We start from the raw sequence: 13,348 nt of genomic DNA, 5'->3' as shown, positions 1-13,348 counted from the left end.
TTATACCATAAACTGCCAGTGAAATGAAGACGACTTTATATATTTTTTTAATCTTGTTCATTGTTTCTTTTGTTTTTACGATGCCACTCAAGAGCCAAAATCTAATGGGGCTTTATTTTATGGAAACCATTCCCCAGTCACAACAGCTCAATCCGGCATTTCAACCCAGGGCCAACGGTTTTTTTGCTCTTCCTTCGGTCAACTTAATGACCCAAAGCGATGTGGCATTTAACGATATCTTTCAGGAAAAAGGCAACCAATGGGTTACACCCCTGAGCCAACAGTTCGATTATTCTGAGCTCTACAATGTTATTGGAAATGCCGCCAATTTTAATCAATATTTGAATGTGGATCTTATGGGCTTCGGATTTCGTTCGGGCAAAGACTATTTTACTTTTTCTATGGGTATTAGAAGTGTGATGCAAAGCAGTATTGCCGCCGATCTGTTTAAAATGGTAGAGATGGGCTTTCCCGACGGGGAGAGTTTTGATTTCTCACCAACCCGTATCAAGCAGGCCGTATTCCATCAGCTGGCTTTCGGATGCAGCCGGCACTGGAACCAACACCTGACGCTCGGTATTAAAATTAAACCCCTTTTCGGAATCATTGGTGGCGTGACAGATATCGATCGATTGCGGTTAAATACATCGAGAAACCAATGGGATTTAATGGTGGCCGGTGCCATGCATACTTCGGCACCCTTCGACGTGGAGGAAGGGACCCCTGGCGACTTCCCCGAGTCGGTCGAGGCCAGAGATTTGTCAGATGATGAAATGGCCGACTATTTAAGCTCATTAAGTAATACTGGCATTGCCTTTGACTTCGGTGCAGAATATCAGCTTAATAACAGCTGGACTTTCTCGGTGGCATTGAACGATTTAGGATATGTTAAGTTTAAGGATGACCTAAATTCTCTTTCTTTTAAGGGCACCTATTCGTTTGACGGTATCAATGCGGAAGGGACTGATGGCGATGAAATAGAGCAGGCTTTTGAAGATATTGGAGATTCTATCAAGACCATTATTGACTATGATGTTACCCATGAAAAATTTAATATTCCGTTGACTTCTTCTTTATACGTGGGGGCTTCTTATCAATGGACTCCGGCTGTTTCATTTGGTCTGCTGTCTGGAAGTGTTTTCCAGAAAAACGGGTTTCGTCAAGACTTTTGTCTTTCTGCCAACCTTCAGCCCTATTCTTTTATGGCCCTCAACTTCAATTACAGTAAGCGCATTAAAGGAGAAAATGGCCTTGGGATGACCACCGCCTTTTTGTTCGGGCCCCTTCAGTTTTTTCTGGCAGCCAATTACATCCCATTGCACTATGCCGATGTCTATTTCGATGAGGAGGAGGATGCTATCCCCATGGCATACCGGCAAAAAGATCTGAACATCTCCTTCGGGCTCAACCTTATTTTCGGTCGACACGGAAATCGTGACAAACCGTTACTGGACTAAAGGTGAGAAGGGTGTTTTAGCCATCGGACATTACAGACCTGCTTGCCAAGGGAGCTGTAGCGAAAATGATTTCCTTCTAAAAAGGAGGGATTTCCAAGATTGAGTCAATTAATTGTTCATCTGAAATTTTTTTAGCTTATTTTTGTGGCGTTTACAAAACATCCGTTCAATAAGGTTTTGCAATAGCTCGGATTCCGGAAATCTGGTCATGGCAGCTTAAATCGCACGCTGTGCTGTCCGGATGAGAGTCATGCCAAAGTCTTAGGCGCGGAGAATGGTTGTCGCTACTTGCTCCTTCCCGTTTGGGAAAAGACATGGAGGATAGCCTGTTCATGCGAGGTCCATTCGACTGTGAAAATTAGTTTTTATAACGACGATATTTAATAACGGAAAATAAAAGGATTGTTTATGGCCCGGGAAGATGTGTTTAAAAAATTAGTAGCCCATTGCAAAGAATATGGCTTTGTATTTCCTTCTAGTGAAATATATGATGGCCTAGGCGCTGTTTATGACTATGGTCAGAACGGTGTGGAATTGAAGAATAATATCAAAAAATACTGGTGGGATTCCATGGTATTGCTTCATGAAAATGTGGTAGGACTCGATTCCGCCATTTTTATGCATCCCACCACATGGAAAGCTTCCGGTCATGTGGATGCGTTTAATGACCCCCTTATCGATAATAAAGACAGCAAAAAGAGATATCGGGCCGATGTTCTCATTGAGGACCTCATGGCGAAATTTGATGCCAAAATTGATAAGGAGATCGATAAAGCCCGGAAAAAATTTGGCGATGACTTTGATGAGGCCAAGTTCAGAGAAACCAATCCACGGGTGAAAGCCAACCGGGAAAAACGGGATGAGGTGCACGCTCGGTTTGTTAAGGCATTAAATGACAATGATCTTCAGGAGTTGCGACAAATTATCATCGATTATGATGTGGTTTGTCCTGTTTCCGGGTCTAAGAATTGGACCGATGTCCGCCAGTTCAACCTGATGTTCTCCACCGAGGTAGGTTCCACTGCCGAAGGAGCTTCAAAAATTTATCTGCGCCCCGAAACGGCTCAAGGCATCTTCGTTAACTTCCTCAATGTTCAGAAGACAGGAAGAATGAAGCTTCCCTTCGGAATTGCGCAGATCGGGAAGGCCTTCAGAAACGAAATCGTGGCCCGGCAGTTTATCTTCCGCATGCGCGAATTTGAGCAAATGGAAATGCAATTTTTTGTGCGACCGGGGGAAGAGATGAAATGGTTCGAATACTGGAAAAATATGCGGATGAAATGGCATCAATCGCTCGGTATGGGTGACACCAAATACCGATTCCATGATCATGACAAGCTGGCCCACTACGCCAATGCAGCCACCGATGTGGAGTTTGAAATGCCTTTCGGATTTAAGGAAGTGGAAGGGATCCATTCTCGGACCGACTTTGATTTGTCACAGCATCAGGAATTCTCGGGTAAAAAAATGCAGTATTTTGACCCCGAACTCAACAAAAGCTATGTGCCCTATGTCATCGAAACCTCTATCGGGGTCGATCGTATGTTCCTGAGCATCCTGGCCGGTGCTTATACCGAAGAGGAAGTACCAGGGAAGGATGGTAAACCTTCTGAGTCCAGGGTTGTGTTAAAATTGCCTCCTGTCCTGGCGCCTGTCAAACTGGCGGTGTTGCCTCTGGTGCGCAAAGACGGCCTGCCCGAAAAAGCGCTGCAAATTGTCGATCAATTTAAATTCGACTTCAACTGCCGGTACGAAGAAAAAGATTCCATCGGAAAACGATATCGCAGACAAGATGCCATTGGAACCCCATACTGTATTACCATAGATCATCAAACCGTGAAGGACGATACCGTTACCATCCGTTATCGTGATACCATGGCGCAGGAAAGAGTGAAGATCTCAGACCTTTACGATATTATTACCAAGAAGGTGAGCATGAAAGAACTGCTGAAAACCCTTGTTTAGATAGCTTGCTTATAGGATTTGAATCATAAAAATTTATAGGTTGTAAAAACAAGCCGCTGTCGCGTGATTTCAACAATCCCGGCAGGGGCTTGTTTTTTTTGATTTTTGCTCCGGAGCGGAGTCCCGACAAAAGATCTATTCTATTTGCTGACTTCCGGGTAGGTTGGTGGGTGTTGGGCCTCCAATGCGGTGATCCTGTTACAAATATCTATGCCTCTTGCGGATTCAGCTCCCTGGTTAACGATGAATTTAAGTAGTAGTTTGTAAAAAGCAGATACACCGGCTACTTCGATGTCGTTAATCCGGCAGTTGTGCCATAGCAGACTAAAGATCCCGCCAAATTTTTTGGCTTCCAGAATATGTTGTTCTGCGGCTTTTTGCAACCCGGAAAATCCTGTTTGTCGATAGTTCAGTGCCGACACTTCCATCATAACAAGCGGTATTTCCCAGATTTGCATCATTTCGTCCGAATCAAAATCGTAGGGATGAAAGGGCCAGCAATATCCGTTGCGAAAACCGTCACGCTCCGCAAAGGATAGCGAGGTGTCGTATCGTAAACCTGCGGCTTCGTGATTTTTGAAAGTCAGAGGAAGCGAAAAACGTAAATAGTGTTGACGGATACCGGCCGGTTGAAGGCCGGTCGCTTTTTCAAATTCGCCCTTTTGTCGGAGCAGCGTTTCCTTCTCGGTGGCTGATCTCATTGTGCCATGAAGCCCTACTTCAAAACCTGATTCATGTAATCTTGTAATTAAGTGTTTTATCTTTTTATGATGGTATTTGTAGAGAGCGTTGTTGAGTCGGTCTTCCTGTTTTAAAAAGTAAAAGGTGGATCGTATTCCTAGTTGCTTTTCCATTTTCATCATCCAGTCGAAGTTCCACCATGGGTCTTGGCCTCTAAAAGGATTTAGGTGATGGAAGACCCCTTGAAAGAATAAACGAATAATTTTAGGTTTACTAAAGGTGGATGGAGCTAAACCTAAGAATTGCTTAATTCTATACAAAATGTAGAGAGGATGATAGTAGGCCACCCGATCCACATCATGGCTCAGAAAAAATCCGAAATCATTAAACAATCGGTGGTGTTCAACCTTTTTATTATGTGTTTTGGCATATGCCTCTATTCCTTTGGTGATTATGTCAAAATAGTAGTTCACCAAAGGTAGGTGAGCGCAATCCAGTTGTTTTTGGATCGATAATTCATAAGGATACCTTCCGTATTGATCTTTTTGATCGGTTTCGGTTTCCTGCTGGCCCGACAGAAGATAGAAAGCCGAAGAGAGTAAGTCGTGATTGAAAATAATATTGCCTTGTTGGTCGGGTTGAAAAAGTGTAGCGTCTTTTTTTTCTAGGCCAAATAAAATGGGAATTGGCGCTCCTTGATAATGGACTATGACCGGTTGCGGTTTTTCATCTGAAGACAATTGGAAAATGAGTTTGTTTTTGATGCCCAATGCCGGATGATAGCGTTCTTTTAAGATGACCATCTCATGGGATTTCAGCGTGGGGACTGATAGATGATGCCACAGATGATGAAACACATAATTTATTTTGTTTTCAGAAAGATGCATGATTTTATTTGAATTATCGGTTGAGTTGGAAAATTTTCTCTTCAGAGGATGAACCTTATAGAATTACGGATGATCAGATGTTCTGACTGGAGTACAATGAACAGCTGCATGGATGTGGAACAATGCATGGTTATTTATGGCATGTTTAAATTATGAGTTTATTATGAGGTGCTTTACGAATTTTAAAATCCGATCCTAACAAAGATAATATATAAATGCAGATAATGCTTTTCTGTTGCTTTGACTTTCATTATATATTCGTACAATAATAATTCAACTCATGGGTCTAAAGGATCTCGTACGACAAGTGTTTATTCATCTTCCTTGGTGATTTTCTTTTCGGATCATGCTCGTTTCATCGGCAGCTTAATAAAATTTAACGTGGTCTCACATTTCTACAAAAGGTTTTGACGTACCTTTGTCGGCAACTAATTAATAACTAAATCAATGGAAGTATTAACAACGGAGTATTTTGGTCTTTTCGTTATCATCTGTTTGGGATTTATCCTTGGAAGCATAAGAATTAAAGGCATTTCACTCGATATTTCAGCGATCATTTTTGTTGCTTTGGTTTTTGGGCATTTTGGGATCACCATGCCCTCTATTATCGGAAAGCTGGGATTGGTATTGTTTATATATACCATCGGGATGCAAGCCGGTCCGGGTTTTTTTGAGTCGTTCCAGAAGCAGGGTAGAAACCTGGCGGTGTTGGCAACGATCATTGTGGGATCGGGGGCTATCGTAACTCTTGCAGCATTTTACCTGACAGGTATTGAAATGCCGGTGGCCATAGGGTTGCTTACGGGTGCCCTCACCAGCACGCCGGGGTTGGCAGCAGCCATTGACGCTACTTCCTCCCCATTGGCATCCATCGGTTATGGTATCGCCTATCCCTTTGGGGTTATTGGTGTTATCCTTTTTGTTCGGCTCTATCCCAAAATTGTTAAAGCAGATATCAAAAAGGCGGAAAAAGAATACGAGAAAATTAATGAATCGGGTTTCCCGGAAATTAAGAGTAAAACTTTTCGGGTGGAAAATGAAAATGTTAACGGAAAATCCATCTCCGATTTGCGCATTCGGTCGATGACTAAAGCCGTGATCTCCCGAATCCTTCATCAGGGGGAGGCGGTAGTGCCATCGCCCGAAGCCATTCTTTTTAAAGGAGATCTGGTGAAGGCGGTGGGAACCGAAGATGCCCTCCGTCGTTTCAGATTGCTCATAGGCCGCGAAACCGATGAAGAAATCCCTTTGCACAAGTCTTATGAGGTGCAGTCTATCCTGGTCACCAATAAAGAAGCCGTCAACCAGTCTTTGGGGACCTTTAATCTGTGGACCAATTATCAGGCGACCGTTACTCGGCTTCGACGAAGCGGCATCGACATTGCCCCCTCGCCATCCATGCGACTGCATTTGGGAGATAAGCTTACCGTGGCGTGTAGCCGAGAAAATATGAAACAGGTGATGCGCATCTTTGGGAATGATGATAAAAAACTCTCCGATACTGATTTCTTTCCCGTGGCCGCAGGTATTGTCCTGGGCATTTTAGTGGGGAAATTTTCATTGTCTTTCGGGAATATGTCCTTTAACCTGGGCCTTACCGGAGGAATATTGGCTGTGGCCATGATATTAAGCCGCATCGGACGAACCGGCCCGGTGATTTGGAGTATGTCGGGCGCTGCTACCCAGTTTTTGAGACAGATAGGCCTGATGTTCTTCCTGGCGGAAGTGGGAACCCAAGCCGGCGCCCAACTGGTGGATACCTACTCAGAGTATGGCTATCAGCTCTTCCTTATTGGCGGTGCCATTACTTTGCTGCCCATGATTTTAGCAGTGATTGCTGCGCGGTTTATGAAAAATATGGACATCCTGACCCTTTTGGGTGGAATCACAGGCTCTATGACAAGCACTCCGGGGCTGGCTGCCGTCGATCCCATGACCAAAACCAATGCGCCGGCCATTGCCTATGCCACTGTTTATCCCGTAGCAATGGTCTTGTTGATTATTTTTACTCAACTGCTCTCTCTCTTTTAGCAGATTGGGGTGCTGTACATAGACGATCCTGAAATTAGGGAGGATCCATGCTGTGGCAGTGGGTTAAGACTGAGTTCGGACGCAAGATTTTGTTTAAATTTGAAATGTATTATCCGCAGTAAAAAGCAAACCGAAACGAAATAAGGCAATAATTAGGTGGTAACGAACCCCAACAAACAGACGATGGCCGGGATGGAAAGAGATGGCTCCGCCGGAAGTCAATCCCGGAGATTCTTTTTGGCGATCGGGAAATATTTTCAACATCGAGGACTTTATTGGGGGGCTGTTTTGGCTGTTTTTTTCCTTTTTCTGCTGATCCCGGCACCTCGTATTGCTTCGCCCTTTTCGACGGTTGTTATGGACCGGGAAGGGCTTCTTTTGGGGGCTCGTATTGCTGCCGACGGACAATGGCGGTTTCCGGCTCCCGAGAAATTGCCGGAGAAGTACAAGACCGCTTTGCTGCTTTTTGAAGACGAATATTTCTATTATCATCCCGGTGTTAATCCACTATCTCTTTTTAGGGCTGCCGTCCAGAATTTTCGTTCCGGCCGCGTTGTAAGTGGTGGCAGCACCATAACCATGCAGGTGGCCCGAATGGCACGAAAGGCGCCCAGAACCCTGATGAATAAATGGTGGGAGATGATGGGGGCGTTAAGGTTGGAACTGGCCGAGAGCAAAGAAGAGATCCTTTTGATGTATGCTGCCAATGCCCCTTTCGGAGGAAATGTTGTGGGTTTTGATGCCGCGGCCTGGCAATACTTTAAACGTCCTCCCGAAAACCTTACCTGGGCCGAAGCCGCTTGTCTGGCGGTACTGCCCAATGCGCCGGGGCTACTGCGGCCCGGATACAATCAGAGCGGTTTGAAGGAAAAAAGAGATCGACTGCTGCAAAAACTCTTTGAAAAAGGGTATATCTCGGCCACAGAACTACAATTGTCGATTGCCGAACCGTTGCCTTCCGGAACCCGAAAATTGCCCCAAAATGCGGCCCATTTGGTCGACTATTTCTTTCTGAGCAATCCCGGCAGCAGAATCCTTACAACCATTGACAAGGATCTCCAGATGAGAGCCGCTGAAGCCCTGCAGCGACATTCCGCATCTCTTGCGGCCAACCACATACGCCATGCTGCCGCCCTAATCGCAGAGGTGGAAACAGGACAGGTGCTGGCCTATGTGGGAAACAGCAAACCCTTGGTCTCTAAAGCCGGCCATCAGGTGGATATGATCAGAGCAGAAAGAAGCTCCGGAAGCATATTGAAGCCCTTTCTTTATGCAGCATCTCTTCAGGATGGACTCATCTTGCCGCAGTCGCTCCTCCCGGACGTCCCCACCCGATTTGGGAGTTATAACCCCGAAAATTTTTATCCCGCCTACGACGGTGCCGTCCCTGCCGGAGAGGCGCTCTCTCGTTCCCTTAACGTCCCATTTGTGAGACTTCTGAAACAATATGGCGGCGATAAATTCCTGAAAAAACTGTCGGATGCCGGCATTACCACGTTAAATAAAGGCTTTGATCACTATGGGTTGAGTCTCATTCTGGGGGGTGGGGAGGTCACGCTTTGGGATCTGGCCGGCAGCTATGCTTCCATGGGGCGGACCCTGAACCATTTTACAAGGGAAAACAGCCGCTACCGGTCCCATGATTTTCATCCTCTGACGTTGATGCCGGTGCCGGCACATGACACTGCTTTTACGGCTTATCCGCCTGTTTTGTCGGCCGGAGCCATCTGGTGGACCTTTAAAGCCATGGAAAGCCTGGTGAGGCCTCCCGAGGAGAAAGGGTGGGAGAACTTTACCTCTCAACAAACCATCGCCTGGAAAACCGGTACCAGCTTTGGCTTTCGTGATGCCTGGAGTGTGGGCCTCAATGGCCGGTATGTGGTGGCAGTGTGGGTGGGAAATGCTTCCGGAGAAGGACGCCCCGGCCTGCTGGGGGGAACGGCTGCCGCCCCGCTGATGTTTCAACTCTTCAGCCTGTTGCCTCATGGGCAGTGGTACCCAACACCGCACGACGATCTGAAGGAGGTGCCTGTCTGCCGAAAGTCCGGCTTCAGAGCCGGACCCAACTGTCCCGACACGGTGATCATGGCAATACCCTATACCGTTAAAGATGCCGGCATTTGTCCCTGGCATACCAGAGTTCACCTGACACCGGACAGACGCTATCGGACCACCATCATGGGCGAACCGGAGGGACAAATCCTTTCTCAACCTTGGTTTGTTTTGCCCCCGGTAATGGCCTGGTACTACAGTCGGCGCCATCCCGAATATCAGGCTTTGCCTCCGCTGAAACCCGGATGTATGGATGAAGAAAATATGCCCATGGACTTCATTTATCCCGAAGGCGGCACTTCCCTCATTCGGCCGGTGGACCTGGATGGGGACCGGCAAAATATTGTGCTGAAAGCCGTACACAGAGATCCCGAAGCCCTGATATACTGGCATCTCGACGGACACTATATCGGATCTACCCAAGCTAATCATGAAATCGAAATAGCACCAACTGTCGGGACCCATCAACTGACCATTGTCGATCCGGATGGGAATCGTTTAAGTCGTAACTTTCGGGTGTTGAAGTAACTTTATTCTTCTGGGTGACTCTCAAAAGCATGTTGTTCTGAACAGGAAAATTGTCTATTTTAGTCAATTCTGTTTCAACGGGGATCAGAAAAAGGCGTCTTTACCGACCGGTTTGTCAGAAAATCTGAGAAGTCATGAATAAAGAGAAAATTTTTACGATTCCGAACCTTTTAAGTTTATACCGTTTATTGGCTTTTCCATGGATTTTGTATCTGATTGTCACAAGGAAAGAAGCATTATTTGGCGTTTTTTTGGTTATCAATCTGGTTACCGATATCCTTGACGGACTTCTGGCGCGAATCCTGAAACAAAGAACCGAACTGGGAGCCCGCCTCGATTCTGCCGCTGATGACCTAACCTATACGCTGGCCATATTGGGAATTTTCGTCTTTAAGCAAGAAGTGATGATCCCGCATTTGGAGAGCTTCATTATTTTTGTGATTTTCCTGGTTCTCCCGATTTTATTATCATTGATAAAATTTGGACGGTTACCCAGTTTTCATCTTTATTCCACCAAAGCAGGCGGATATATTGAAGGCGTTTTCTTTATTTTACTTTTTACGAAACATTTTATGGAGCCCTACTACTATTTCATGGTGATTTGGGGTATTTTAGCTTCTCTGGAACATATGGCCATTCAGGCCATCATCCCGGAAATGCAGTCGGATGTAAAAGGTTTGTACTGGGTTTTGAAAGAAGCATTGAGACAAAAGGATAAATCGCCCGGTGCGGGCCGTTAAAAAGAGCTATATGATATTTTACTCTGCCTTTGAATGGAGTTTTCTTTGGCTGCCTCTGATCGGTTTCATTATAGGGTTCGGAGCTTCTGTAACCGGGGGTGGCGGTGGTTTTTTCATTTTACCCGTTTTAATTCTGATGTTTCATGTTCCGGGCCCCATCGCCGTTACCACCTCGTTGGCCGCCACCATACCGGTATGTCTGGCCGGGTCATGGAGTCATTATCGACAAAAAAATATCGATCTTCAGATTGCGCTGGTCTTTATCCTGACGGGGATCGCCGGCTCGTTGGTGGGAGCATGGCTGACCAACCTTGTATCCTCTTCGTTGTTTCAGGCAATATTTGGGTTTTATTGTCTTATCCTGGCATTGCAAATGCTTTATATTCGCCATCGTCAAAAACGAAACACCCAAAAGAGTGAGACGAAAAGTTTCTTCCAGGGCAAGAGGGCTCAGAGCGCTGTGTACGGCTTTCTGGCAGGTATTGTCACCGGCATGTTTGGAACCAGCGGAACGGCTCCCGTACTGGCAGGGCTCCTGGCGCTTCAGTTGCCCTTGAAAATTGTGGCAGGGACGTCTCTGCTTGTGGTTACGACCAATACCTTTTCTGCCCTTGGTGCACACCTCTTGGTTGGCCGAATTGACATGACCCTTATTTTATTTCTCACCGGCGGAACCCTATTGGGAGCACTCCTGGGGCCTCGTCGTTTGGCCCGCGTCAAAACCGACCGGTTCGAAGATAAGGTTCGTTTCTGGTATGCACTGGCTCTTGCCCTTTTCGGAATCGGTATTGTGATCACCGCTATTTGATGTTGTCGAGTGGGGATAACTCCATAATGTTGATGATATTCTTGTAGGCGATTGCAGTAAAGTAGCACTTTGCATGATCTGCTTATCAGTAGTATGAATTTTTTTGACAAAAAATACTTGACATTAATATTGTATTGATATTAAATTTGGACTACAAACGTGTTCCGGTCCATCGGGACTGTTGAATGCATCGTTTCATTGGATTGAGTTCCGTTCATCTGTAAAAACCAATGTCTAACCAGAAAACCGAAAACCTGCAGACCCATTCCGGAACTCAGCTTTTTTATGCCGGGTGAAAATTTAGATTTCAATTCTGTTAGAATGCGTCGGCAGGATTGAGGTTTTTCAAAAAAATTTTCGCGTATGCCTCACAGTACTGATTTTGACTTGCACAAAGAGGATGCCTTAGCCATTAATGATGCAGATGTTAAGGTTCCCTACATGCCGGTGGGCATTTATATTCAGGAAGCCGAAGATCTGGCCAAATGGGCCGAAAAAGACAAAGAAAAACTGTTGGCAGCCGGATTGCCCGAAGGGATCATTGAGGGTATTCCATCCAAAGCCGGGGCCTTGCGGGAAGCCCAATCCATCTGGATGAAAGAGATGAGGGAACGGGATGAGGCCGAACTGGAATGGAAAGAAAGATCGCCCGAGGCGTATGAGTATCGCGACGAAATGCTGGCAACTATGCGCTATGCGTTTCGCCAACGCGATGATCTGTTGGAAAAGGTCTCAATGATTGCAGAAGGATACGGACATGCCGATATGATTCAGGACCTGAATGATGCCGCTGTTCTGGCAAGAGAAAATGAAACGTTAATCAGAGCGATTGGCAAAGATGAATCTTTTTGGGAAAAGGGCGCCCTTCTTTCTGATGAGATGGCCGATTTAAGGGCACGGGCCAATGGAGAGAAATTTGAGGAAAATCAGAACAAGCGGATGCGTGATCGCATGTATACCCTCCTGAAGCGGGATGTGGATGAGGTGAAAGCATGCGGTAAGTATCTCTTCCGAAAGGATAAGAAGCGACTGCAGGGGTATTATAGTCGTTACAATCGGAAATAAGCAGCGTTCATTTGGGGGAAAGAAGGGTTCTCTGAAGGGGAAGATGACGAAAAGGTCGTCTTCCCCTTCTTTTTTGGTTTTGGGCAAGATGGGGTGCATCTTCTCCCGGTGCGTCTCTGATGAGGCGGGGATGGCCTCAACATGGGCTGTCAGAATAGGGGGTGTTCCTGCCGATCCTTTAGCAGGCGCTGGCAGTAGTCTGGCACCCTCCGGCCATGTGGTGGGTGTTCCTGCCAGTACATTGTGCTCTCCTGCCGGTGCATGGGGTGGCACTGGCAGGATGTTGCCCCTTCCTGCCCGCCAGCGCACCTCACCACCCCGGCAGGAAGGGGTAATGGTTCGGCAGGACGGCTCCACACCCCGGCAGGACAACCATCTCATTGGCAGGAAGGGGACCTCCTTCGCCAGCGCACCTTTATTACTCGCCAGCTCGGGTCAAAGCGCGCCAGGACAGGTAATATAACGCCAGGACGGGCGAAAGACAAGCAGGAGTGAGGCTCGATAGCCGGGGTGGGGGTTGAAATGACGGGGAAAAGCTTTCAAATTCCGATAGTCCTTTACTGTTTCCCGGCTTTAATTCACCTTATAAGTACTCTCAAGAAACCGTTGGCGAAACATTCCTTTCTTATGGATTAATTCATTCCTGATCGTAATGAGAGAATATGAATTTCCTACTTTGTTATAATTGGGTGGTTTGGTTCTTTTGCTTAAATAAATTTTTTAGGTCAATTGGTGGTAATAGATATGGTCCAAGAGGGGCTGAGGCGGTCATATTGGATAACGAATTTCGTAGGTAACCTATCAAAATACTTACAGTTGAATAAAATTTCAGATTATTTCTTTCACTGATCTCAATACCTTCTTTTTCTTCAATAAAAAATATTCCTGCACCTTCAATAAAAAGACTATAACCGGGAAGGGTATTACCTCCATTATTGATAGAAATTTTCGTAAACACCTGTATGGCTCCATTCTCTATTGGGTGGTGGGCAAAATCAATATCAATTTCATAATCATCAAAGAGTTTTTTCAAATATTTTGGAAATTTCTTTGGGGGTGTGTAGTTGAAATGGGATTGCAACACCGCAAAATTTTGCAATTGGATTTCTGATGGTTTTGCTAACATATTCCTGT

General features: G+C 45.9%; 10 protein-coding genes. 8 read left to right on the top strand and 2 right to left on the bottom strand.

Annotated elements, in window-relative coordinates:
• Positions 1-23: 23 nt before the first annotated feature.
• Entirely contained in the window at positions 24-1,457 is a 1,434-nt protein-coding gene (locus tag ACT29H_RS03510; protein WP_444820211.1) for a DUF5723 family protein, read from the top strand.
• A gap of 408 nt (positions 1,458-1,865) precedes the next feature.
• Positions 1,866-3,422, top strand: a complete 1,557-nt coding sequence (locus tag ACT29H_RS03505; RefSeq protein WP_444820210.1) for a glycine--tRNA ligase — start codon at positions 1,866-1,868, stop codon at positions 3,420-3,422.
• A 140-nt stretch (positions 3,423-3,562) separates the two neighbouring features.
• Here ACT29H_RS03505 and ACT29H_RS03500 read toward each other — a convergent pair whose 3' ends face one another.
• The gene (locus ACT29H_RS03500) at positions 3,563-4,990 is read right to left on the bottom strand and encodes a polysaccharide deacetylase family protein (RefSeq protein WP_444820209.1); all 1,428 of its coding nucleotides are present in this window, start codon (positions 4,988-4,990) and stop codon (positions 3,563-3,565) included.
• Positions 4,991-5,437: 447 nt separating this feature from the next.
• Between ACT29H_RS03500 and ACT29H_RS03495 the strand changes: the two genes are divergently transcribed.
• From ACT29H_RS03495 to ACT29H_RS03470, 6 genes are all read left to right on the top strand, one after another.
• Positions 5,438-7,021: an aspartate:alanine exchanger family transporter gene (locus ACT29H_RS03495; protein ID WP_444820208.1), complete on the top strand. Its 1,584-nt coding sequence runs from the start codon at positions 5,438-5,440 to the stop codon at positions 7,019-7,021.
• Between the two features lie 156 nt (positions 7,022-7,177).
• Entirely contained in the window at positions 7,178-9,601 is a 2,424-nt protein-coding gene (pbpC, locus tag ACT29H_RS03490) for a penicillin-binding protein 1C (protein ID WP_444820207.1), read from the top strand.
• A gap of 134 nt (positions 9,602-9,735) precedes the next feature.
• Complete coding sequence (locus tag ACT29H_RS03485) at positions 9,736-10,341, top strand: CDP-alcohol phosphatidyltransferase family protein (RefSeq protein WP_444820206.1); 606 nt, start codon at positions 9,736-9,738, stop codon at positions 10,339-10,341.
• 10 nt (positions 10,342-10,351) lie between these two features.
• Entirely contained in the window at positions 10,352-11,149 is a 798-nt protein-coding gene (locus ACT29H_RS03480; RefSeq protein ID WP_444820205.1) for a sulfite exporter TauE/SafE family protein, read from the top strand.
• 363 nt (positions 11,150-11,512) lie between these two features.
• Positions 11,513-12,214 carry a hypothetical protein gene (locus ACT29H_RS03475; RefSeq protein ID WP_444820204.1) on the top strand — a complete coding sequence of 234 codons (702 nt, stop codon included), beginning with the start codon at positions 11,513-11,515 and terminating at the stop codon, positions 12,212-12,214.
• Positions 12,215-12,257: 43 nt separating this feature from the next.
• A complete protein-coding gene (locus ACT29H_RS03470) occupies positions 12,258-12,677 on the top strand; it encodes a hypothetical protein (RefSeq protein ID WP_444820203.1) in 420 nt (139 codons plus the stop codon).
• A 216-nt stretch (positions 12,678-12,893) separates the two neighbouring features.
• On the opposite strand, the gene ACT29H_RS03465 is transcribed toward ACT29H_RS03470, so the two are convergent.
• Complete coding sequence (locus ACT29H_RS03465) at positions 12,894-13,340, bottom strand: protein-export chaperone SecB (RefSeq protein ID WP_444820202.1); 447 nt, start codon at positions 13,338-13,340, stop codon at positions 12,894-12,896.
• Between the last annotated feature and the right edge of the window lie 8 nt (positions 13,341-13,348).

It is taken from the genome of Thermophagus sp. OGC60D27 (assembly GCF_052400625.1).
Classification (GTDB): Bacteria; Bacteroidota; Bacteroidia; order Bacteroidales; family Marinilabiliaceae; genus Thermophagus.
The sequence above is the reverse complement of the archived record's forward strand: the minus strand, read 5'-3'. Positions and strand labels throughout refer to the sequence as shown.

Bases quoted from the DNA above. Each gene is read 5' to 3' on its own strand.
- ACT29H_RS03510 (WP_444820211.1), top strand. From the start codon at position 24: ATGAAGACGACTTTATATATTTTTTTAATCTTGTTCATTGTTTCTTTT.
- ACT29H_RS03505 (WP_444820210.1), top strand. From the start codon at position 1,866: ATGGCCCGGGAAGATGTGTTTAAAAAATTAGTAGCCCATTGCAAAGAA.
- ACT29H_RS03500 (WP_444820209.1), bottom strand. From the start codon at position 4,990: ATGCATCTTTCTGAAAACAAAATAAATTATGTGTTTCATCATCTGTGG.
- ACT29H_RS03495 (WP_444820208.1), top strand. From the start codon at position 5,438: ATGGAAGTATTAACAACGGAGTATTTTGGTCTTTTCGTTATCATCTGT.
- ACT29H_RS03485 (WP_444820206.1), top strand. From the start codon at position 9,736: ATGAATAAAGAGAAAATTTTTACGATTCCGAACCTTTTAAGTTTATAC.
- ACT29H_RS03480 (WP_444820205.1), top strand. From the start codon at position 10,352: ATGATATTTTACTCTGCCTTTGAATGGAGTTTTCTTTGGCTGCCTCTG.
- ACT29H_RS03475 (WP_444820204.1), top strand. From the start codon at position 11,513: ATGCCTCACAGTACTGATTTTGACTTGCACAAAGAGGATGCCTTAGCC.
- ACT29H_RS03470 (WP_444820203.1), top strand. From the start codon at position 12,258: ATGACGAAAAGGTCGTCTTCCCCTTCTTTTTTGGTTTTGGGCAAGATG.
- ACT29H_RS03465 (WP_444820202.1), bottom strand. From the start codon at position 13,340: ATGTTAGCAAAACCATCAGAAATCCAATTGCAAAATTTTGCGGTGTTG.